The 24,269-nt window shown below is 32.3% G+C and carries 18 protein-coding genes; 3 read left to right on the top strand and 15 right to left on the bottom strand.

Going from position 1 to position 24,269, the window contains the following annotated elements; translation table 11 throughout:
* Positions 1-2 precede the first annotated feature (2 nt).
* Positions 3-1,064: an endonuclease/exonuclease/phosphatase family protein gene (locus tag PBN93_RS05360; protein ID WP_077404984.1), complete on the top strand. Its 1,062-nt coding sequence runs from the start codon at positions 3-5 to the stop codon at positions 1,062-1,064.
* A gap of 76 nt (positions 1,065-1,140) precedes the next feature.
* Here PBN93_RS05360 and PBN93_RS05355 read toward each other — a convergent pair whose 3' ends face one another.
* From PBN93_RS05355 to uvrC, 11 genes are all read right to left on the bottom strand, one after another.
* Positions 1,141-1,578 (bottom strand): hypothetical protein, encoded by a 438-nt coding sequence (locus PBN93_RS05355; protein ID WP_077404981.1) that lies wholly within the window; start codon positions 1,576-1,578, stop codon positions 1,141-1,143.
* Between the two features lie 48 nt (positions 1,579-1,626).
* A complete protein-coding gene (locus PBN93_RS05350; protein ID WP_077404978.1) occupies positions 1,627-3,006 on the bottom strand; it encodes an endonuclease in 1,380 nt (459 codons plus the stop codon).
* A gap of 141 nt (positions 3,007-3,147) precedes the next feature.
* Entirely contained in the window at positions 3,148-4,281 is a 1,134-nt protein-coding gene (locus tag PBN93_RS05345) for a hypothetical protein (protein ID WP_077404974.1), read from the bottom strand.
* Between the two features lie 19 nt (positions 4,282-4,300).
* Positions 4,301-6,832, bottom strand: coding sequence for a TonB-dependent receptor (locus tag PBN93_RS05340; RefSeq protein ID WP_077404971.1), 2,532 nt, complete (start codon positions 6,830-6,832; stop codon positions 4,301-4,303).
* 175 nt (positions 6,833-7,007) lie between these two features.
* Positions 7,008-8,654: a glucose-6-phosphate isomerase gene (gene pgi, locus PBN93_RS05335; protein ID WP_271081626.1), complete on the bottom strand. Its 1,647-nt coding sequence runs from the start codon at positions 8,652-8,654 to the stop codon at positions 7,008-7,010.
* Positions 8,655-8,656: 2 nt separating this feature from the next.
* Positions 8,657-9,946 (bottom strand): peptidoglycan DD-metalloendopeptidase family protein, encoded by a 1,290-nt coding sequence (locus PBN93_RS05330; RefSeq protein WP_077404965.1) that lies wholly within the window; start codon positions 9,944-9,946, stop codon positions 8,657-8,659.
* A complete protein-coding gene (locus tag PBN93_RS05325; protein WP_077404962.1) occupies positions 9,946-10,911 on the bottom strand; it encodes a tryptophan 2,3-dioxygenase family protein in 966 nt (321 codons plus the stop codon). Before PBN93_RS05325 ends, PBN93_RS05330 begins: the two co-directional genes overlap by 1 nt.
* 6 nt (positions 10,912-10,917) lie before the next feature.
* Positions 10,918-11,697 (bottom strand): DUF3108 domain-containing protein, encoded by a 780-nt coding sequence (locus PBN93_RS05320; protein WP_077404959.1) that lies wholly within the window; start codon positions 11,695-11,697, stop codon positions 10,918-10,920.
* A gap of 316 nt (positions 11,698-12,013) precedes the next feature.
* Positions 12,014-13,156, bottom strand: a complete 1,143-nt coding sequence (hppD, locus tag PBN93_RS05315; protein WP_077404956.1) for a 4-hydroxyphenylpyruvate dioxygenase — start codon at positions 13,154-13,156, stop codon at positions 12,014-12,016.
* Between the two features lie 210 nt (positions 13,157-13,366).
* Positions 13,367-15,628, bottom strand: a complete 2,262-nt coding sequence (locus tag PBN93_RS05310; protein WP_077404953.1) for a patatin-like phospholipase family protein — start codon at positions 15,626-15,628, stop codon at positions 13,367-13,369.
* Between the two features lie 4 nt (positions 15,629-15,632).
* Entirely contained in the window at positions 15,633-17,423 is a 1,791-nt protein-coding gene (uvrC, locus tag PBN93_RS05305) for an excinuclease ABC subunit UvrC (RefSeq protein WP_077404950.1), read from the bottom strand.
* A gap of 353 nt (positions 17,424-17,776) precedes the next feature.
* On the opposite strand from uvrC, the gene PBN93_RS05300 reads away from it, so the two are divergent.
* Positions 17,777-18,337 (top strand): 5-formyltetrahydrofolate cyclo-ligase, encoded by a 561-nt coding sequence (locus PBN93_RS05300; protein ID WP_077404947.1) that lies wholly within the window; start codon positions 17,777-17,779, stop codon positions 18,335-18,337.
* Here the strand turns inward: PBN93_RS05300 and PBN93_RS05295 are convergent.
* From PBN93_RS05295 to ileS, 4 genes are read right to left on the bottom strand one after another with little or no spacing between them, the layout of a single operon-like run.
* Positions 18,309-18,947, bottom strand: a complete 639-nt coding sequence (locus tag PBN93_RS05295) for a lipoprotein signal peptidase (RefSeq protein ID WP_077404944.1) — start codon at positions 18,945-18,947, stop codon at positions 18,309-18,311. The genes PBN93_RS05300 and PBN93_RS05295 overlap by 29 nt on opposite strands.
* A gap of 33 nt (positions 18,948-18,980) precedes the next feature.
* The gene (locus PBN93_RS05290) at positions 18,981-19,601 is read right to left on the bottom strand and encodes a hypothetical protein (protein ID WP_077404941.1); all 621 of its coding nucleotides are present in this window, start codon (positions 19,599-19,601) and stop codon (positions 18,981-18,983) included.
* A gap of 36 nt (positions 19,602-19,637) precedes the next feature.
* Positions 19,638-20,021 (bottom strand): TraR/DksA family transcriptional regulator, encoded by a 384-nt coding sequence (locus PBN93_RS05285; protein WP_077404938.1) that lies wholly within the window; start codon positions 20,019-20,021, stop codon positions 19,638-19,640.
* A gap of 5 nt (positions 20,022-20,026) precedes the next feature.
* Entirely contained in the window at positions 20,027-23,428 is a 3,402-nt protein-coding gene (gene ileS / locus PBN93_RS05280; protein WP_077404935.1) for an isoleucine--tRNA ligase, read from the bottom strand.
* A gap of 343 nt (positions 23,429-23,771) precedes the next feature.
* Between ileS and PBN93_RS05275 the strand changes: the two genes are divergently transcribed.
* On the top strand, positions 23,772-24,227 hold the full coding sequence (locus tag PBN93_RS05275) for a hypothetical protein (RefSeq protein WP_077404932.1): 456 nt from the start codon (positions 23,772-23,774) through the stop codon (positions 24,225-24,227).
* Positions 24,228-24,269 lie beyond the last annotated feature (42 nt).

Raw genomic sequence — 24,269 nt, 5'->3', positions numbered from 1 at the left:
AAATGAATATCAAATGTAAATATATAAGTTTTTTCTTGATAATTTTTTTATGTACAGAGTTGGATTTAATGGCTCAGTCTAACCAACGTTATCAAATTAGAACTATTGCTTTTTACAATTTGGAAAATTTATTTGACACAATTAATAATCCTAATACTTTTGATGATGATCGTACGCCATTAGGAAAAGATAAGTGGACTAGCGGTAGGTATATGGCAAAACTTAAAAATATGTCTACTACATTGGCTAAAATTGGTAGTAGTGTTACTAATTCATCTCCAGATATAATTGGTGTTTGTGAGGTGGAAAATGATACGGTTTTAACAGATTTAATTCAGCAACCAGCATTAATAAATAAGGGGTATGGAGTTATACATTATAACTCTCCTGATGAAAGAGGTATTGATGTAGCGTTGCTTTATAAAAAGGATGCTTTTATACCAACATCATTTAAAAGTCATAGGCTATTATTGTTTAAGGATAATAATTATAGGGACTATACAAGAGACCAATTAATTGTTGGTGGTTTGTTAGATGATGAGGAGGTTTACTTTATAGTAAACCATTGGCCATCTAGAAGTGGAGGTGAAGCCCGTAGTAGGCCTAATAGAATTGCGGCGGCTAAGCTTAATAAAAAGATTATAGACTCTGTTAGGCGTTTAAATATAAATGCTAAAATTATTAGTATGGGCGACTTTAATGATGACCCAATTAACAAGAGTTTTAAAAAGGTGCTACAAACTGAAGGTAGATTAAAAAAGGTTTCAGATAGTATATTGTTTAATCCTATGGATGAGTTGTACAGGAAAGGTGAAGGTTCCTTAGCTTATAGAGATAAATGGAATATTTTTGATCAAATTTATTTTACAGGTAACCTTGTAAATAAAGAGCGTAAAACATACTCCTTTTGGAAGGCATTTATATATTCAGCACCTTTTTTAATAACCGATAAGGGTAGGTATAAAGGTTACCCTAAAAGAACTTATTCTGGTGGTAGTTATACTGGTGGTTATAGTGATCATTTTCCAGTTTATATTTATTTAATTAGAAAACAGGATAATTAATTTGTCTGCTTTTAGGCAAAAAAACCAAGTGAAGTGTATCACTTGGTTTTTTAGTATTTTGTTTTTTGTATTTATTTTAAAACCATTGTCCCCAAGGAATTCTACTTAAAAGGCATAGTAATCCTAAGCCATAAAAAATGGCTATTAATTTAAATTTTTTAGCGCTCTCCATTACTTTTTTGTGTTTAGACCACCCAATTGTAATAAGTACTATTGCAATTATGTTTATAAATGGATGCTCTACGGCTAGCAAACGAGCTGCAGAACTTAGTCCGCCCATTCCGTTGCTTGTAATTGCTTCTAATCCGTTAGGCGATACAAAAAATAAAATTAGGCCAATTAGTAGCTGTAAATGCGATAATATTAGTGCAAATAATGACACTCTAAAGTCTTTACCTAAGTTAAAATCCCTTTTAGATGTTAACCCAGAAATAGCATTTATAACAGCTAAAATTAAGATAGCTAAAACTATAAAAGCAAAGTAAGAATGTAAGTTTAAAATTGTAGTATACATAGTAAATTGTTTAACTATAAAAGTAATAAAAAATAAGGTTTTTTTGACTTATTCCCATTTATTTTCTGCTTCGTTACCACCCCAAATAATTGTAGCTAAATAAGGATTGTCTATAAATGGGTTTCGGTTTCCTTGTGCCTCTTCAATTACGTTATTACGTTGAATTTCGAAACCAGATACTGGGTCTGCTACATTCCATTCTAAAAATAAATCTAATGTGCCTACTTGTGTAATATCTTCATTATATCTAATATTTAAGTAAAGTACCATACGTGCAACATCTCCTCTCCAATCGTCACCAGGATACCATTTGTTGGTGCCTACTAGTTTGTAATCCCCAGAGCCATCTGTATACGCAAAATTACTTCTGTCTTCATTTACAATAGCATCACAAGAACGTAAATGGTGTAAATCTGAAACTGCGATATTAGAACCTAATTTAGACTGTGGGAAAATATGTTCTGTATTAAATGTTTGTGGAGAATGACTATTAGAACCTGACTGATATTCTCTGTGGTCTCTACTTTCACCCGAATACATTAAAATTACGTTGTCTGCTATAGTTTCATCTTCGTCTGCGTTATACAAATAATTGTGTCTTTGCCCGTAAGATAAAATAGTTGTGTGTTTGTTAGTTGTGTGCTCTTTTAAAGCGTTTAAGGTAACTTCTGCATTGTTGCTAAAAGCAACGTTAGAATAATATTCTTGTAATTCTGCGGGTATATTAAAACTTAGTTTTTCGGCAATCGTAATAGTAATTGTTGCTGTTGAGCAAGTAGCATTAGGCTTATCGTTATCACAAATGGTATATGTAAAAGTATCGTTACCAGTAAAGTTGCTTTGTGGTATATACACAATTTCTCCGTTACTGTTAAGTTCTACAGTTCCACTAGATCCACTGCCGTCTACAGAAGTTAATATAGCATCATCAATAATAGTGTCGTTATCTAAAGCAGTTGTAATTGTGGTAGCTGTATTTTCTACTGTTGCATAGGCATCATCTACTGCTAGAGGGTCTCCTTCATCTACAATAGAAACTGTTACTGTAGCTGTAGAACAGTTGGGAGTTTCTTCAGTATCACATATTGTGTATGTAAATGAATCAACGCCTATAAAATCTGCTTTAGGAGTATATGTGTATGTGCCATCTCTATTTTCAATAATTGTGGCGCCACCAGTGCTGGTAGCGTCAAAAGAAGTTATTTTGGCTCCTATTCTAGAATCATTTTCTAAAAGGTTACTTATAATTAAATCTTCGTTTTCTATACCTGTTACTTCATCATCTACAGCAATTGGTTTGTTTACAGGAGTTGGGTCTGGGTCTGGTTGTTCTGTACCTCCATCAGAGCTACTGCATCCTAACATAATAACTGATAATAGTATAGTGTATGCGTAGTTTTTAATATTTAAAATAAATTTCATCATCATCTCGTCTTAATAGTAAATTGATACTTATAAAATAATATTCTGCTAATTTAAGCTTTTTGTTTTTTTTGATATTAAACTGTATTAATAAAAAAACCTCTGTCTAGTTATAGACAGAGGTTAATTTTTTAAAATGTTAGCCTATTATTGTAGAACGTATGCTCCACCTTCTAAAATAACATTCATAATCCAAACTTCATTAGAACCTGAATATACACTGTATGTTACTGAGAATTTTTGACCTTCCTCAGCATCAGGGAAGTTAGCTAATAAAATTGTATTTATTTTAGCTAATCTAGATTCAACTGTAGCTTCAGCTTTTCCTTCTCTTACATCAAAATTGTTATACTGTCCGTTTCCTACTGAAGCGTAATCTGCAGCAGTTAACGTATATTTAATTGTGTTGTCTGGTACCCAAGTAGTACCGTCATGAGCAAACTGAATAGTTTCTGTAGCAACATTATTGTATTTAGACCAGTTAGCACCGTCAAATATAAAATTGCTAGTGTAAGTAACAGTTCCTCTAATGTCGTTACCGTCTGCATCTTCTCCTACTTTAGTGTAAAGCTCATAAGTTGCAACTACAATATCACCAGCTTCTTTAGCGTCAAATTTAAAACGTTCTGGTAAAGTAACAGGTATTTTTAAAGCTGCTTCATCATGGCTAGAAAAGTTAGGGTAGCTTTCTCCCATTGCGTTATATTCTGCAGGTGTAAAACCAACAAATCTAGTCCACTCTCCGTTTTCAAATAAGAAACCATCTGTAAGCTCAGTAGTACTACCAGCGTAGTACTCATAACGTAAAGAAACAAAATCACCTTCTTCAGCAGCAGGGTATTCAGCAGCTAAGAACTCAAATACATGATCTTCATCAGAAAAATTTCCAAATGTTTGACCTGTAATTTCATTATGTTCTTCTGCAGTTAATACTCTAATTTCTGCTTCATAAGTTGGTATTCTGTTGTACCAATCAAAAGTAACTAAAGCTGTAGAAACCTGCTCAATTTCTATATCATTATCGTAAGTTACACCTAAAAATGGGTAAGTTTCTGTTAAGTAGTTAGGTATTAATGCTTTTGCATCGTCTACAGAACTAAAGTTAGCAAAGTCAAACTCAAAGAAATCTTTGTAATCGTCCTCAGTAAATGTATACTCAATGTTTCCTATCTCAGAGTCAATAGCATTTAAAACATTTAACTCTTTGTTAATGTCTTCCATTGGGTCGCAAGAGGTTAAGAATAACCCAATTGCGATTAGTGAATAAATAATTTTTTTCATCTTAAATATACTTTTTTAATTAAAATCTAATTTTTGTGCTAACACTAAAAGTTCTACCAAAACCGTAGAAAACGCTAGCTGTTAATGCGTCGTGATCAGAACCATCTTGCGCATCTGCAATGTATCTTGTATCAAATACATTGTTCATTCTTAAAGTGATAGTTGTATCATATTCACCTAATTTGAAACCGTGTCTTAAACCAGCGTCAAATAAACCATAATCTGGAACTTTCCAAGCTTCTGGTGTAGAAGAGTCTCCACGGTCACTAGGATCGTAGTTAGCGTATAAGTTATCATAGTAGTTGTAATCTATGATTAAGTTAGTTTTAGGCATAACTTCGTAGTTAAGTCCTAAAGCCATTGTAGTTTGTGCAGCATCACCAACACGTAAGTCTTTAATAAAGATATCTACAGTATTAACTAAATTTTGATCTTCGTCAAAAATTTCTACATCAGTAACATTGTTTTGCCATCTCCAGTCTCCTAAAGAAGCCATACCTGTTATTGTTAACTCTTCTGTAGCTCTATAAGTAAAGTCTAATTCTATACCTTGGTGCAATGCATTTACTCCTAATATGTTTGCAGTACCTAAAGTTCCATCAGGATTGTTAAATGTAGCTGTTTCAGTTCTGTCATTCCAAGTAGTTCTGTAAATGTTAAGGTTTGCAGCTAATTTTTCACTACGGTAACCGTATCCTATTTCTGCGCTAAATATTTTTTGGTTTTCTGCATCTGGGTTTTGGTTTTCGTTGTCAAATCCAACAAATACACCGCCAAAGTTTGCAGCCTTTTCAAAGTAACCAATGTTAGCAAAAACATTATGGTTGTCATCTAAATTGTAGTTAGCACCACCTTTTACACTATAACCTAAAAAGTTATATCTGTCTGTCTTCTGATCAGGATCAGAGTCTAAATAGTTAAAGTAATCTATTCTTTGGTAAGATGTGTTTGAGATAGCTGTAGATAAAAATGCAGAAAGCTTGTCTTGTGAGTACTCTGCTTGTGCAAAGAAACCTTGCCAACCTACATTACCAACGTTGTGGTACTGACGCTTGTCACCAACTTGTAATCTAGCATTTGGGTTATTCTCGTTGTCATTATCTAATGCATAGCTACCACCTAATAAATCAGTAACTTCAGAATAGTGATCTCCTGTGTAATCTCTTAAGTCAATACCTACTAATAAATCTAAGTTTTCAGTTAAAGAGTTTTTGTAAGTAGATAAAAATCCAAACCACTCGTGGTTGTTTATAGATGCTCTTAAGTATGCCTCAGATCCAAAACCTTGACGACCGTTTTCACGGTTAATTTCTACGATGTTGTCTAAGTCTACTGGTTGATCAAAACCACCTAATCTAGTGTTAAATAAGTCTGTGTTACCAGCAGTACCACCACCACCACCTTTACCCCAAGAGGCATATAAAGCAGAAGATAAAATAGATTTGTCATCAATATTCCAATAGTGGTTTAAAGATGTTTGAGATTTGTGGTAGAAGTTATCTTCTATATGAGTAACTTGACCGTTTTTGTATCCCCAATCTGGGTTAAATCTAATACCACTTTCAGCATTTCTGTAAGTGTCAATAGAACTTCTGTTTTGACGTTGACCGTGTGTTTGTGGTGCACCAAAAGAAGTTAAAGATAATTTGTGATCGTCGTTAATTTGCTTAGATATGTTCACAAAGTAGTTAAAACCATTAAATTGTGTACCATCTACATAACCTTCACCAGTTGTTTTAGATGCAGATACTGTTGCAGCAAATCCATTATCCATTAAACCTGTTGATATTGTAGCACCATATTTTTGGTATCCGTCGTTACCAACACCACCAATAATACTACCACCTCTTTCTACGTCAGTAGTTTTAGATAAGATGTTAATTGTACCACCAATAGAAGGTACAGCTACTTTAGAAGCACCTAAACCTCTTTGTACTTGCATAGAAGAAGTAACGTCTGATAAACCAGCCCAGTTACTCCAGTATACTCTACCGTTTTCCATATCGTTAACAGGTACACCGTTAATCATTACAGCAACGTTTTCAGAATCAAAACCTCTAAGGTTAATTCTACCATCACCAAAACCACCACCAGATTTAGTAGCGTATACACCAGGTGTAGATTTTAATACCTCAGGAAATTCTTGAGTTCCTAATTTTAATTCAATGTCAGCAGCTTTAATAGTAGAAACAGCAACCGGAGTTTTTCTGTCTACAGCTACAGAAGCTACAATAACAACTTCTTCTAGAGCTTCAGCGTCTGGCATTAATGTAATTTTACCTAAATCTCCAACAGCATTAAAGCTTACTTCTTTGGTGATGTATCCTATGTATGATACAACTAATACACCAGAGTTACTAGGTGCAGAAATAGTAAAGTTACCGTCAAAATCGGCAGCCATACCATTTGTAGTTCCTTTTACAACTACACTTGCTCCTGGTAGAGGTCCTCCTAAATCACCATCCATAATTTTACCAGTGATGGTTCCTTGAGAAAATGCGAATGCCGTACATAATAACATAGCGACAAAAACGAAGTACTTTTTTTTCATTTTTCTTTTGTTCTTTAGTTTTTTTATTAACGGCACAAAAGTGTATAATTTATACTACTTGTACGTTAACAGAATGTTAAATCAGTTAACGCAAAAATAACATAAATTTAAGTTAAAATGGCGTTGATAAACAATAAGTTATCAACGCCATTTTAATAATTTTAGTAGGTGGTTTCTATTTTTTATAGGAATCTAAAATTTGTAGTGTAGATGGGTCATGTGTTCCATTTTTGTCAGAATTTATATCTTTTAAAATAGTATTGGCTAATTGTTTGCCTAATTCAACACCCCATTGGTCGTAGCTAAAAATGTTCCAAATAATGCCTTGAACAAATATCTTATGTTCGTAAAGAGCTATTAATTTTCCTAAACTTTTTGGCGTTAATTTGTTTATTAGTAGCGTAGTTGTTGGTTTATTACCTTCAAAAACTTTAAAAGGTAGTAGTTCTGTTATTTCTTCATCTGATAGCCCTTTTGCTTTTAACTCTGTGAGTACTTCTTCTTTAGTTTTACCATTTAAAAGTGCTTCTGTTTGTGCAATAAAGTTAGCCATTAGTTTGTCTTGATGGTCTTGGTCTCCAAATAGTGATTCTTTAAAGCCTATAAACTCTGCAGGAATAACTTTGGTGCCTTGGTGTATTAATTGAAAAAATGCGTGCTGAGAGTTAGTTCCTGGTTCTCCCCAAATAATAGTACCTGTTTGGTAGTTTACAGCATCACCGTTACGGTCTACACTTTTTCCATTACTTTCCATAATACCTTGTTGCAAATAAGCAGAAAATCTACTTAGGTACTGTGAGTAAGGAATTATAGCCTCGGTCTCTGCATTATAAAAATTGTTATACCATATAGTTAGTAAGGCAGAAATAACTGGAATGTTTTCTGAAAACTCTGTGTCTTTAAAGTGTTCATCCATTTCATTAGCGCCCATTAGAAGACTATCAAAATTAGAGAACCCTACAGATAGCGCAATGCTTAAGCCTACGGCGCTCCATAAAGAGAAACGTCCGCCAACCCAATCCCACATAGGAAAAACATTATTGGCATCTATACCAAATTCTGCAATTTTAGCAGCATTTGTAGATACGGCAGCAAAATGTAAAGCAATATCGCTTTCTTTGGTTTTAAATTCTGGATTTAAAAACCATTTTTTTATAGTTGTAGCGTTGCTTAATGTTTCTTGTGTTGTAAATGTTTTAGATACAACTACAAATAATGTTGTTTCTGGGTTTAGTTCTTTTAGTATTTGGTGTACGTGGTCTCCGTCTACATTACTTACAAAGTGCATTTTTAAATGGTTTTTGTAAAACTTTAAAGATTCTACAACCATTGCAGGTCCTAAATCAGACCCTCCAATACCAATATTTACTACATCTGTAAAAGCTTTTCCTGTGTAGCCTTTACTTTTGCCAGAAATTATACTTTCTGTGTAATTTTTAATTTTTTCTTTAACAGCATAAATTTCAGGTATTACGTTTTTACCATCAACTAAAACGATGTCAGATTTTTTTGCTCGTAAAGCAGTGTGTAAAACAGCCCTACCTTCAGTTTGGTTTATTGGCTCTCCTTTAAAATAGCTTTTTATGGCGTCTTTTAGGTTTACCTGGTTTGCCAATTCTAATAAGTGTTTTACAGTATCTTCTGTAATTCTGTTTTTAGAATAGTCAAATATAAAATCGTTATCTTTTATGGTTAATTTTTTAGCACGATTTTCATCGTCCTTAAACAAATCTTTAACCTTAAGGTTTTTAGTATTGTTGTAGTTTTCTTGTAGTTTTTGCCAAGCGGCAGTTTTAGTAGGGTTGGTGTTCTGTAATGCCATTATTATGGATTAATTATGTTTTCTTCTTTATCTTCTTCTTGAGTAATTATTTTTTTAGGAAAAACAATTTTGTCTAATTGGTTTATTTTTGGTTTAATATGTGCCAAGTATCCTGTTTTTAAACTGTCGGCAATTGCTTCTGCAGTTGGTAGTTTTTCTCTAAGCGGATCTACTTGTTTTCCATTTTTCCAGAACCTATAACAAACGTGAGGGCCTCCAGTATTGCCTGTCATCCCTACCCAGCCAATTACATCTCCTTGCAAAACGTAGTCTCCTTTTTTTACATTTTGGTTTTTCATATGCAAATATTGAGTGCTGTAAGTTCCGTTATGCTTAATTTTAACGTACTTACCATTACCGCCGCGCCTTGTAGACTCCACAACGGTTCCGTTTGCAGTGGCAATAATAGGTGTGCCAATTGCAGCAGCATAGTCTGTGCCCTTATGTGGTCTTACTTTATATCCGTAATATTTTATTCTTCTTTTTAAATTATAGCGAGAAGATATTCTGTAATTAAATTTAATTGGAGCTTTTAAAAATGCTCTTCTTAAATTATTTGCTTCTTGGTCATAATAATCTGCTATTTGCTTTAATGAGTCTGTTACGTACTCAAAAGCATAAAAAGGTTTGCCGTTGTGTTCAAAATATGCAGCTTCTATAGGTTCAGATCCTGCATATATTGTATCATTAATATAGCGTTCTTTATAAATAACCTTAAACTTATCTCCTTTTTGTAGTCTAAAGAAATCTATAGACCAAGCATATATTTCAGACAGGTTGTTTGTTACGTTATAATCTATACCTTGTTCTAATATTGCTTCAGATAAAGAAGTATTTATGATGCCAGATGCCTCACGTTCTACATAAGTAACTTTTTTCTTTTTTTTGTAAACATTTACAGAGTCTCGTAAGTCTACAACAGTATAATTAATACGGTCGTTTTCGTAAATAAAGTATTGAGCAATTTCTGAAGTATCTTTAGACTTTAATATAACGTAAGGTTTGCCAACTCTAATGCGGCGCACATCAAAACTGTCTTTATATTCTTCAGAGATTTTATATATTTTTGGGTAGTCTACCTTGTTATTGGTCATTAACTCACCAAAACTATCACCGCTTCTAATAGTATCTTGTAAAACAGTAAAGTTATCTAAATTAAAACCATACTCCATTGCAACTATTGGTTTTTCTATAGTTACTACTTCTGGTATATTGTCATTAGGTTTTACCTTGCTATCCTTGCAAGAGATAAAAATAGAGATTGTTAAAAGTGAAAGAAGAAATTTTTGCATTATTTAGATTTTTCGGGGTTAAAGATATGGTCTATCCATTCTTTTCCCCAATTATTTAACTCTTCTTTTGTATATAAATATGGAAAAAACACCACTTTTTGAAAGCTAGGAGGTAAATATTGTTTCCAATTAGTTCCTCCTGTAGCATCTATGGCTTGTTTGTCTTTAGCTAAATACTTGTATGCAGAACCCATATGCATAAGCGGCCAGTTTACATTGGCATTAATGTCTAAGGCTTTTAAAGCTTTTATTAATTCTTTATTTTGTTGGCTTTCTTTAGGTAGAGCTAAGTATTTATGATAAATAGTATTGTTTTTAACCTGGTTTGCTATGCGTATTAAACGCGGTGTGTACCTGTACTCAAATTGTTTAAGTGTTAAAGTTTTTTCGCCAGTATCTTTATCTGTTGCTCCGTTTTTCCAGTAAATTTCTTCGTAAAGTTCTTCAATACTATTTTCTCCGGTATATTGTTCTCTTTTTGTTTTATGAACTAGGTTTTCTAAAGGAGCCGAATATAGTTCTATCATTCTATATTGTGCAGATTGAAAACCACTTGCTGGTAACAGCGCCATTCTGTATTTTAAAAATTGTTCTCTATCCATCCCATTTATCATAATACTAAATGAAGAAATAAGAACTTTAAAATAACTGTTTATTCTATTGGCTTTTTCAGTGAAAAATGCAACATCTTGAGATTTGTCGTCTACAATTTGTTTTTGTTCGTGTAATATAAGCTTAAAGTACAATTCCGTTATTTGATGATACATTATAAAAATTTCCTCATCCGGAAAATGTGTTCTTGGTATTTGTAAACTTAAAAGTGTGTCTAAATGAATATAGTCCCAATAGGTTAAGTACTTTTCGTAAAGTAAACCGTCTAGGTATGAACTTAAATCTTGACCAGATCCTTTGTATTTTTCTTCTAATTTTAAAATTTGAGACGCTATCTTTTCTTTATTGTCCATTAAATGTTAGTCCATTATTATTTTAAACTGATGCTTTAATCCGGCGTAACCATCTAGGTCTGCCTTTATAGAGCCAACAGCTAGGTCTGCTTTTATTCTAATAGGAATTCTATTGTCATCGTTAGAAACCCATAGTGATAAGCTTTCTTGTTCTTTAAAAACACGGCCAGACTCTACATAGGGTCTAAATTTATGACATTCTACTTTACCGTATTTAGTTTTTAAAGTTTCTTTTCCTAAATATTTTAGTTTAAATTTAAAAATACCATCATCATCATAAAGCAAGTTTAAAACAACAAATTCACCTTTTTTTAAATCTTCTGGTTTGTAATTGTTTCTTAGGTAATAAAATGCAGAAATTAAATCTTGAATTTTGTTGTCTATAGAAAAGTCTAATTTTCTATCTTTTTTATGATCATTTAAGGTTGCTTTTTTATTGGTGTAATCAAAATCAATATCCAAGTCTAAGGTATAGCTACCTTCACTAACTTTTCTAACAAATTTATAGGGCTTACCGTTATTTTTGTCAAAATAACTTTCGTAGGTATCATCTACTTTAAAAAATACACGAGCCAAACCTGTTGTTCTGCCCTTGCCCACCACATGGTACACAGACTTGCTGTCTATCTTATCATTTTTCACTTGTAGTGTGGCGTAACTAGCATTAAAAATTCCGTAATGAATTCTAAAGCGTAGCCATTCTCCTGCTTTAAACGCACTGTGCGTATTTTGGGAGTTAGCAGAAAAAGTTGCTAGTAATAAAAGGGTTATGTATACTTTTTTCATATCGTTATGATGTAAAATTACTAAAATTGAAAATACAATTAAATGTCTTTACAATTATTTAAACAATTTTTGTTCCAAAGTATTGCATAAAAAAAAGCCCAGTCTTAAAACTGGGCTTTTCCTAAATAACCAACCAAACTTTAAATTATGAAAAACCAATACTTAAAGTTAATAAGGGAACCACCCCTTATGCCGTCAAAAGTACTACATTAATTTAGAGTTGTAATTGGTTTTAACTTACTTTAACTAAAGTGTTAACACTACTTTAGCTTTTAAATGCAAAAATTACTGCATTCATAATAATATAGCGCTTTTGTTAAAGGGTTCCTCTAGATTCTTGCTCTCTTTCTATTGCTTCAAACAAAGCCTTAAAGTTTCCTTTACCAAAAGACTTAGCGCCTTTTCTTTGTATAATTTCTATAAACATTGTAGGCCTGTCTAAAATAGGCTTTGTAAATATTTGTAATAAGTAGCCTTCATCATCTCTATCTATTAAAATGCCAAGGTCTCTTAAAGGAGCTAGGTCTTCGTCAATTTCACCTACTCTGTCTAAAACATCTTCATAGTAAGATCCTGGAACAGTTAAAAATTCTACTCCACGATCTCTTAATGCAGTTACAGTTTCTATAATATTATCTGTAGCTAATGCCATATGTTGTACACCTGCTCCGTTATAAAAATCTATGTACTCTTCAATCTGAGATTTTTTTCTTCCTTCTGCGGGCTCGTTAATAGGGAATTTTATGCGCCCATTACCGTTACTCATAACCTTACTCATTAGAGCTGTGTATTCTGTAGATATGTCTTTATCATCAAAAGAAACTAACTGTGCAAAGCCCATAACTTTAGCATAAAACTCACACCATTTGTTCATTTCATTCCAGCCAACATTACCCACCATGTGGTCTATATATTTTAAACCGGTATCTGCTGGTTTGTAATGTGGGTTCCAAGCTTTATAACCTGGTAAAAACACTCCTTTGTAGTTGCTTCTTTCTACAAATACGTGTACGGTTTCTCCGTATGTATGTATTCCAGAAAAAATAACTTCTCCGTTTTCATCTTCCTCTTTTTTTGGCTCAAAATAGCTTTCTGCACCTCTGCTAGTTGTTTCATTATAACTTTTTGTGGCGTCATCCACCCAAAGAGCTACAGTTTTTACACCGTCTCCATGGGCATCAATATGTCTGTTAATATCTCCGCCAGAATTTAATGGAGAAGTTAATACAAGCCTAATTTTTCCTTGTTCTATTACGTAAGAAACACGGTCTTTTAAACCTGTTTCTAATCCAGCATATGCTAATGGCTGAAAACCCCAAGCAGACATATAATAATGGGCAGCTTGTTTTGCATTGCCTACGTAAAGTTCTACATAGTCTGTTCCTAATAGTGGTAAAAAGTCTTCTGCTTCTAAATTTTCTTTAGGTAATTTTAGGGATGTATTGTCTAGTGTTGACATGATATTTTGTTTTAAAGTTTATATAATTTGATATGATAAAATTTTCATCTTTTACTTAAAGATGAAATGCAGTATTAAAGTATGTGTTTCACCACATAGCCCTAAGGTGGGCGGTAATATCAATTCTAAATAATAACATAAAACAGTTTTGTTCTTACAAATATCGTAAAAATAGATGAACCATAGGTTGGGTTACAGTTAAATGGTAAATTAAAACCAGTAACCTATGCTAAAAAATAGTCTTCCCTTGTTTTTTTCTGGAGACCAAGAGTATATGGTTTGTATTGGCCCTAAAAAGGATTCAAATCCATAACCAACACCATAACCTGTATAATCGGGTAGTTTAAACCACTCTGCGGTTCTAAAAATATCATCATCTATGTTAGCAAAATTTGCAGCTAATAATAAATGATTTTTTGGGGTAAACTCATAATCTAACCTAGTAAGTCCTTTTATGTAACTATTACCAGTTAAACTTATAAAATCATACCCTAAAAAGGAAACGTATCCGTCTCCTAAATTGTTTCCATAACCACCCATAATAAAGTCTAAAGACCTAACATTAGAGTTTCCTAGTTTAAAGCCACCACCAGCTTCAATATTTAAAGATAGGTTGTTAGTTATAGGAAAAGCTGAACCTACGGTACCTTGGGCAATAGAGAATTCTTTAAAATTATTATTGTAGTCTGATGAAAACATATAAAAGTGTAAATCACCACTAAAATATACTCCTTTGCTAGGGAAATATTTGTCATTATAAGTATCTAACTTTAATTTGGCAAAAGTACTGTAGTAGTTGCTTTTTTCAAAAATGGTCCTAAAGTCTTCATTGTTTTCAGTATCATCTTGCTGTAGTGTTCGCGAAGTATATTTTAAAAACCTATGTTCTGCACCTAAACTAAAGGCAAATTCTTCATTCCAAACGGTTTGTATATATGCCTGGTTTGTGAGGTTAGTAGCATTTATGTTAATGTTGTTAATACCCGTGTCTGGAACAACAAAATTAGATTTAATAATGTTGTAATCTATTTCGTAATTGTAGTCGTTAAAAGTAGAATTTAGTCCAAAACTCCAGTAAAAACCTTTATCTAGGTAGTATTGCATTTTGTACCTAATATTATCTCCTAAAATTAAATCAAAAGAACCAACATCATCTTGTAAAAAAATATTTTTTTTAGTAAGGTTTATAATGGCTGCACTTTTATAAATATCATCATAATGAGCACCCATTTTAATAAACATTTTGTTTTTATTTTCTTTTATTTTAAGTAATAAAACAAGTTCATCTTCCTCTGAGTCTAAAGATGGTCTGGTGTCTAGTGTGTAGCGTATTGTTTTAAAGTTATTGGTAGCCGCTAGGTTATTAATACCTTGCTGTAACTTGTTAAAAGATATTTTTTTGTTTAAATCTAGTCGTAATTTGCCTTTTATATAAGCTCTTGTGTAATCTTCATTACCCGAAATTATGAGTCTATTTATTGCTATAGAGTCATAGGATTTTATACATTGTTTTTGTTTGGTTGCAATGCCACGTTGTTTAGCAATACTTTTAAGATCATTTATTTTTTCGCGAGCAGCAATTTCACCAGACTCTATAATTTCTGTTCCAAGATCAAAATCTATTACCGAGTATTTTTCTATTGATGGTTTTATAAGTACGTCTGTTAATTTAGCTTTACTTTTCATATCATTAACAGTTCTGTAATTGTTAATTTGCAGTAAAACTTCTGTGCCAGAGCTAAGCTTATCTCTGTCTGCTAGGCCATCTTGAACATCTATACCAATAACAATATTTGCTCCTAATTTTTTTAATTTTTCAATAGGGTAATTGTTAACTACGCCACCATCTATTAATATTTTATTGTCTATTTCTGCTGGCTCAAATAAAGATGGGAATGTACCACTAGCCATAATAGCCTCTGGTAAATACCCTTTGTTTAATAAAATTTCTTGTCCGGTTTCTACATCTGTGGCAATGCAGAAAAAAGGAATAGGAAGTTTATTAAAATCTTTAGTGTCTTTAACATGGTATAGTAGTTTTACCAATAGGTTGTAAATATTTTGTCCGCTTGATATTGCAGACGGAAAAGAAACTTTAAAGTTATTAAAAGGCAAACTTAAAGCATACCGTTCCGCATCTTCTTTATCATAAAAAGTTTTTGCTCCTCTAGGTAAATTGTCTTGTATAAGTAAAGAAACATCTACGCTTTTAAAAATAGAATCTAGTTCATTGGCAGAATAACCAGATGCGTACAAAGCACCTATTATTGCTCCCATACTGGTGCCTCCAATGTAATCTATTTTAACACCAGCTTCTTCAATTACTTTTAACGCACCAATATGGGCGAGACCTTTGGCGCCACCACCGCTAAGTACCAAGCCAACTTTTACACTGTCTTTAGAAGATTTTGTTTGCCCTAAAACGGTGTAGCTAGCCAAAAGTAGTATTATAATTACTGCTGTTTTTTTCATTTTTTTAATGAAAGGTGTTATAAATTTTATGAGCTTTAGACATTCCAACTACTTCGGCAAGTTTTTCTATGCTGGCTTCTTTAATTCTTTTTACAGATTTAAATGATTTTAAAAGATCTGTTGCTGTTTTTTCTCCAACGCCTTCAATTCCTTCTAACTCAGAATTTATAGCGGCATTACTACGCTTTTTTCTGTGAAAAGTAATGCCAAATCTATGGGCTTCATTACGTAATTGTTGTACAATTTTTAAACTTTCAGATTTTTTATCTAAATATAACGGAATTGAATCTCCTGGAAAATAAATTTCTTCTAATCTTTTTGCAATACCTATAATTGCTATTTTGCCTCTAAGTTCTAAAGCATCTAAGCTTTTTAGTGCAGAAGATAATTGCCCTTTTCCGCCATCAATAACAATTAATTGTGGTAGTGGTTGGTTCTCCTCTAATAATCTTTTATAGCGTCTGTAGACAACCTCTTCCATAGATGCAAAATCATCTGGGCCTACAACTGTTTTTATATTGTAATGTCTGTATTCTTTTTTTGCTGGTTTTCCATTTTTAAATACAACACATGCGGCAACAGGATTTGTTCCTTGTATGTTAGAGTTGTCAAAACACTCTATGTGTCTGGGTTCTTCAGACAAGCGCAAATCTTTTTTCATTTGCGCCATGATTCGATTGGTGTGGCGGTCTGGATCCGTAACCTTTAATTGTTTAAAACGCTCCATTCTAAAGTATTTTGCGTTTCTTTCTGATAATTCTAATATTCTTTTTTTATCACCAAGTTTGGGTATTGTTACTTTTAAGTTGCTATCTACTGTTACAGAAAAAGGTAAGTAAAGTTCTCTTGAGTGCGATTTAAAACGTTGTCTAATTTCTATAATTCCTAATTGAAGGAGTTCTTCATCGGTCTCGTTTAATTTTTTCTTTAGTTCTAGTGTGTGAGATCTAATTATTGCACCATGTGATAGCTGTAAGAAGTTAATGTACGCATAGCTTTCATCAGATATAATAGAAAAAACATCTACATTATTAATTTTAGGGTTAACAATAGTTGTTTTTGCTTGGTAGTTTTCTAAAACTTCTATTTTTTCTTTAAAATCTTGAGCTTCTTCAAATCTCATTTCTGAAGCTAAAAATTTCATTTTGGTTTTAAAATGATGTAAAGACGATTTAAAGTTTCCTTTTAAAATGTCTTTAATTTCTACAATTTGTCTTTGGTATTCTTCTGTAGTTTGGTAACCTTCACATGGGCCTTTGCAATTACCTAAATGATACTCCAAACAAACTTTGTATTTGTGTGCGTTAATTTTTTCGGCAGACAAATCATAATTACAAGTGCGCAATGGGTATACACTTTTAATTAAGTCTAGTAAAACCCTAACGGTCTTCATATTTGTATATGGCCCAAAATATTCAGACCCATCTTTAATTAAGTTTCTTGTGTAAAATACACGCGGAAAACGCTCGTTTTTTATGCAAATCCAAGGGTATGTTTTATCATCTTTTAGTAAAACGTTATACCTAGGTTTGTACTTTTTTATTAAGTTGTTTTCTAGTAATAGCGCATCAGACTCTGTGTCTACTACAATATGTTTAATATATACTATTTTTTTTACAAGAACCTTAGTTTTGCCATTATCATGTGTTTTGTTAAAGTAAGAGCTTACTCTTTTTTTTAAGTTTTTAGCCTTACCTACATATAATATTTTCTCTTCTTTATCGTAAAATTGATACACTCCTGGACTATTAGGTAATGTACTTAATTGTAATTTTATGGATATTTCTTGCGGCATAGAGTAAAAATAATCTCTTTTTTTGATTGTGCTTGTTTTAGCGTAGTCTTTTTACTTATGCTAACGCTTTTTTAACAATTAAATATAGATTTTACTGTATGTTGTAAAAGTTTTATATATTGATGTACTTCTCCTGTAAAAAGTAGTATTATTTTTATTAACGATACTTTTAATCGGTAAAAATGCACCCTTAATCGATTTTTGTAAAAAAAAATGATTACATTGTAATCCTAAAATTTTGAAAAGCATGGAGTTATACGTTGTAGCTATGGGTGCTTATTTATTAATGATGATTTTTTTGGTAATTTACGAAGCTATATCATCTAATGAATAAAAACGCTATTTAAAAATAAATGATAAAAAAAGAATTACGCGCAAAGTACCTTTTGCTTAGGGAAAAAATGAGTGCTGATGCCGCAGACAATTACAGCGTAGAAATTGCCAACCAACTGCTAAAAATGCCTATTTGGGATTTTAATTATTATCACATTTTTTTATCTATAGAAGAAAAAAAGGAAATAGATACAAGTACTATTTTAACAATATTACAAGGTAAAGATAAACACGTTATTTTACCTAAAATGAATGCTAACAATACACTTACTAATTTTTTACTTACAGATAGTACGGTAATAAAAAAGAATAGGTATAATGTGCCAGAGCCATTAGACGGAATTGAAATACCACCTAATAAAATAGAAGTTGTTTTTATGCCACTTTTAGCTTTTGATAAAAAGGGAAACAGAATTGGTTATGGTAAGGGTTTTTACGATGCCTTTTTAAAAGAATGCAAACCCAATGTATTAAAAATAGGGTTGTCTTTTTTTGAAGCAGAAGAACAAATTACAGATGTTTATAAAAATGATGTTCCTTTAAATTATTGTGTTACTCCTCAGCAGATTTATGAGTTTTAGTGCCAAAAGCTTTTTTGTTAAAAACTAATAATATACCAACACCTGTACTTATTGCTGTATCTGCAATATTAAAAACTGGTTCAAAAAAACTGAACGTATTGCCTCCAATTATAGGTATCCAAGATGGTAAAACTGCGTTTTGTACAATAGGAAAATAAAGCATATCTACAACTTTACCATGAAAAAGACTGCTGTATGGTTCGTCTGAAAATAAAGTAGCTACTTTGCCATAGCTTTCGTCAAAAATTGCTCCGTAAAAAACAGAGTCTATTATATTGCCTAAAGCACCAGCAAAAATTAATGAAACAGCAAATATTAGTACTTTTGGCGATTGTTTTTTTATGGTGTCAAAAAGCCAATAGCCAATACCTGCAACAGCAAATAGTCTAAAAACGGTTAGTATTAATTTTCCTGTGCTGTCTGCAATAGGGAAAATATCACTTAATTTAGCACCCCAAGCAGCGCCTTCATTTTCTATAAATAGAATTTTAAACCAACTAAATACTTCTACAGATTGTTGGTACGTAAAAGTAGTTTTTACGTATATTTTACTTATTTGGTCTACTAATAAAATTAGTATTACTATTAATGCAGATTTTTTTAAACTCATTCTTTACAAGATAGATTTGGCAAAAATAGACAATTATTTGGTTTTACTTATGTGTATGTCTCCAGTAATAGAAGATAAGTTAAAAATTGTATTTCCTTTTAGGAGTTTATCTTGGTAAATTTTACCATATTTAGTAGATGCTTTTACAATAGCATTATTGCCTTTTACTATTATATTGCCACTCTGGGTGCTAGCGGTTATAGCCTCAGAGATGTTCTGTAGCATACAATACCCGTCTAATAAAGTAATGTTTAAATTTTTGTAATTACCAGATGCTGTAATGTTAGAACTTTTGCCATATAATTTTACATTTTTGTATTGTGGTACTATAATATGTAGTGATATTGAAATTACTTTATGTGCGCTAAGTTTGTCATTGGGAGAAGTAAAAGTAGGGCTAAAGCCAGTAGTAATAAAAATGCTAGCAGCTTCCTCTTTAATTTCTAAAACTAAATCTTTTTTGTATTCTCCTTCTATATTTGCGGAAACAACTACATCTTCGGTGTTACCCGTTTCTAATGTTACCTTATAGCAATTTTCTGTATCTATATTAATTAATGATATATGGTCATTTAAAACTGTTTTTTCTACAATTTTCTGAGCATTTAAAAAACCGAAAGAAAACAGTAATATTATGTATAATGTATATTTCATATATGGTATTAAAAAACGCCCTAAAAGGGCGTTTTTTTATTTTTGCATATTTTTAGCTTCTATACTAAGTGTAGCATGTGGCACTAATTTTAATCGTTCTTTGTTAATTAGTTTGCCAGTAACTCTACATACGCCATAAGTTTTGTTCTCTATACGTAACAAGGCATTTTTTAAATCGCGAATAAATTTTTCTTGACGAATTGCTAGTTGTGTATTTGCTTCTTTGCTCATTGTTTGTGAGCCTTCTTCAAATGCCTTAAATGTTGGCGATGTATCATCGGTACCATTGTTGCCGTCATTCATATAAGCACTTTTTAAAAGTTCTAAATGCTCTTTAGCTTTATTTATTTTTTCAGTAATTAAAACTTTAAATTCTTCTAAGTCTTTGTCACCGTATCTCACGTTTAAATCTTGCGCCATAGTTTTTAATGTTTTTGGATAAACAATTTTGTATTTACTTCATCAAAAGCAATTGTTGTGCCATTGTCCAGTTTTTCCTCAAAATTAAGTTCCGCTGTTAATGTTTCAGTTTTAATATATGTTATGTTGTCTGCAACAGCATTTTCTACATAACCATCTTTTAATATTTTAATATCAATTTTGTCAGTTACTTCAAAACCAGATTCTTTTCTTAGATTTTGAATTCTATTTACCAACTCTCTAGCAATACCTTCTTTTCTAAGATCTTCACTAATTGTAACATCTAAAGCAACGGTTAAACTACCGGAGCTAGCAACTAGCCAACCTTCTATGTCTTGAGACAAAATCTCTACATCTTGTAACTGTAAATTAATACTTTTATTCTCAATAACAATAATTATTTCGCCGTTTTGCTCAATTTTTTGGATGTCATCTTGGTTTAATTCTCCTACTGCTTTGGCAATCAGCTTCATATCCTTTCCGTACTTAGGACCTAAAACTTTAAAATTTGGTTTTATTTGTTTAACCAGTATGCCAGATGCATCATCTAAAAGCTCAATTTCCTTTACGTTTACTTCAGATTTTATTAAATCTGCAACAGCTTCAATCTCATTTTTTTGTTTGTCGTCTAGTACAGGAACCATTATTCTTTGTAGTGGTTGGCGTACTTTTATTTTTTCTTTTTGACGAATAGACAATACTAATGATGATATAGTTTGTGCCTTTTCCATTTTACTTTCTAGCTCTTTGTTTACAAGTGCTTCGTTGTATTTTGGAAAATCAGCCAAATGTACACTTTCAGCTTTTTCTTTAGTGGTTGCTTGGGTTAAATCTTTGTAAAGTCTGTCCATAAAGAACGGAGCAATAGGAGAAGATAATCTAGCAACAGTTTCTAGGCAAGTATATAACGTTTGGTAGGCAGATATTTTATCTTGTTGGTAATCTCCTTTCCAAAAACGTCTTCTGCATAAACGTACATACCAGTTACTTAGGTTTTCTTGTACAAAGTTAGATATTAACCTTGCAGCTTTTGTTGGTTCATAATCTGCATAGGCTTGGTCTACCTTATGTATTAAGGTGTGTAATTCTGATAGTATCCACTGGTCTATTTCTGGTCTTTCATTTAACGGAACATCTTCTTCAGTATAGCTAAAGTTGTCTATGTTAGCGTATAAAGCAAAGAAAGAGTAGGTGTTGTATAATGTGCCAAAGAATTTTCTTTTTACCTCTGCTATGCCCTCTAGGTCAAACTTTAAATTGTCCCAAGGGTTTGCATTAGAAATCATATACCAACGGGTAGCATCTGGCCCAAACTCGTTCATGGTTTCAAACGGGTCTACAGCATTGCCTAAGCGTTTAGACATTTTTTTGCCGTCTTTATCTAAAACTAAACCATTAGATACTACATTTTTATAGGCAACAGAATCAAAAACCATTGTAGATATTGCGTGCAGTGTATAAAACCAACCACGCGTTTGGTCTACACCTTCTGCAATAAAATCTGCTGGATATGCTTTGTTTTCATCTATTAGTTCTTTGTTTTCAAAAGGGTAGTGCCATTGTGCGTAAGGCATAGAGCCACTGTCAAACCATACGTCAATTAGGTCACTTTCTCTTTTCATTGGCTTTCCGCTAGCAGAAACCAATGTTATTTGGTCTACAATGTTTTTATGAAGATCTATTTTGTTATAGTTTTCTTCAGTCATATCACCAACAACAAAATCTTCAAAAATATCTTTTTCTAGAATGCCAGCAGCAACTGCTTTTGCCATTTCTTCTTTTAATTCCTGTACAGAACCAATTATTATTTCTTCTTTACCGTCTTCTGTTCTCCAAATTGGTAATGGAATACCCCAGTAACGAGATCTAGATAGGTTCCAATCATTTGCATTAGCTAGCCAGTTACCAAAACGGCCTTCTCCAGTAGATTTAGGTTTCCAGTTTATAGTTTCATTAAGGCTAAACATTTTTTCTTTAACGTCTGTTACCTTAATAAACCAAGAGTCTAATGGGTAGTATAATATAGGTTTGTCTGTACGCCAGCAATTAGGGTAACTGTGTACGTATTTTTCAACTTTAAAAGCTCTGTTTTCCTCTTTTAATTTTATGGCAATTTCTACATCTATAGAACGTTCAGGAGCTTCGCCATCTGCGTAATATTCATTTTTAACATATTTGCCTCCAAATTCTTTTAGTTCTTTTCTAAACTTACCTTGTAAGTCAACTAAAGGAACAGGGTTGTCATTCTCATCTAATACCAGCATAGGCGGTATTTCTGGAGTAGCTTGTTTGGCAACCATAGCATCATCTGCACCAAAAGTAGGAGAGGTGTGTACAATACCAGTACCATCTTCTGTGGTAACAAAATCACCTAAAATTACTCTAAATGCGTGTTCTGCATTTTGGTATGGTAATACATAATCTATAAGCTGCTCATAAGTAGCATTTAATAAATCTGTGCCTTTTACCTCTGCAATAACTTGGTACGGTATTTTTTTGTCTGTTGAGCTGTAGCTTTTTAAATCTTCGCTACTTTCTGCTGCAAAAAACTTACCACTAAATTGCTTACCTACTAGGTTTTTTGCCAGTATAACTTTAATAGGCTCAAAAGTATATTGATTAAAAGTTTGTACTAAAACATAATCTATTTTAGGACCAACAGTTAATGCTGTATTAGATGGTAATGTCCAAGGAGTTGTTGTCCAGGCAATAAAGTAAATGTCTCCGTCTTCATTTTTAAAAGCTTCTGGTAAGGTTTCTTTATGAGCCTTAAACTGTGCCGTTACTGTAGTATCTGTAACATCTTGGTATGTGCCTGGTTGGTTTAGTTCATGAGAACTAAGTCCGGTACCCGCCTTAGGTGAGTATGGTTGTATTGTGTATCCTTTGTAAATTAAGTCTTTGCTATAAATTTGTTTTAGCAACCACCAAACAGACTCCATATATTTAGACTTGTAAGTAATGTAAGGGTCTTCCATATCTACCCAATACCCAACTTGTTCAGTCATTTTATTCCAAACATCTGTGTAGCGCATTACTGCTTTTTTACAAGCTGCATTATATTCTTCTACAGATATTTTTTTTCCAATATCTTCTTTAGTTATCCCTAGTTCTTTTTCTACACCAAGTTCTATTGGTAGACCGTGTGTGTCCCAGCCAGCTTTACGCTTAACTTGGTACCCCTTCATTGTTTTGTAACGAGGAAAAATATCCTTAATGGTACGTGCCATAACGTGGTGAATGCCTGGCATACCGTTTGCAGATGGTGGGCCTTCAAAAAATACATATCCTTCTCCGCCTTCTCTATTGGTAACACTTTTTTCAAAAATGTTGTTTTCTTTCCAATATTCTAGTATGTTTTCTGCTACTTTAGGTAAATCTAATCCTTTATATTCCTCAAACTTCATATTAAGTGCTTCTGGTACTACATTTTAAGTTTGCAAAACTAATCAATTTTGTGTAAAAAACACTTTTTCAAAAGCAAAAGAGCCCCCTTTTTAGTTGTTTCTTTTTTTTTGTTGATATTTTAATAGTTTATCTAATGTATGTGGGTAAAGCAGATAATTTTTGTAAGTGAAGTAATTATTTTTTTAACGTTTATAAAACATTAATTTATAGTCAATTGCTTATATTTTTATGTTTTTGTTAACATAATTGCCAAAGTTTTTATAGGTTTGTACGTCTAAATTATGTTTTGTAACGTAAATTAGGTATAACATATATTATAACAAACAATAAAAACTAAAAAGAATGAAAAAATTAATCTTAGGTTCTGCATTAATGCTAGCTTTTAGCGTATCATTTGTATCTTGTAAAGAAGCTACTGACAAAGCTAAAGAAGCTGCAGAGACAGTTGAAGATACAGCTAAAGAAACAGCAGACAAAGTTGCTGATGAAACTAGCAAAGCTGCTGATGAAATAAAAGAAACTGCTACAGAAATGGTAGATGGTATTCCTAGTTTTGATGACGCTGCTGTAGCAGAATACGTTAAAACATATGACGAATATGTTAGTGAATATAAAGAAGCTGCTGAAAGTAAAGATATGACTGCTTTTGCTGCTTTAGGAACAAAAGGTCAAGAATTAGCTACTAAATCTCAAGAAGTTATGAAAAACCTTTCTGCTGATGATGCTAAAAAGTTAACAGAATATATGACAGCTAAGTCTAAAGAATTGCAAGAGTATGCAACTAAAATGACTAACTAAGATATATTTTTAAATATACTTTAAGAGCCCGATTATTAATTT

Origin of the sequence: Cellulophaga omnivescoria, from assembly GCF_027915275.1 — a bacterium.
Classification (GTDB): Bacteria; Bacteroidota; Bacteroidia; order Flavobacteriales; family Flavobacteriaceae; genus Cellulophaga; species Cellulophaga omnivescoria.
The sequence above is the reverse complement of the archived record's forward strand: the minus strand, read 5'-3'. Positions and strand labels throughout refer to the sequence as shown.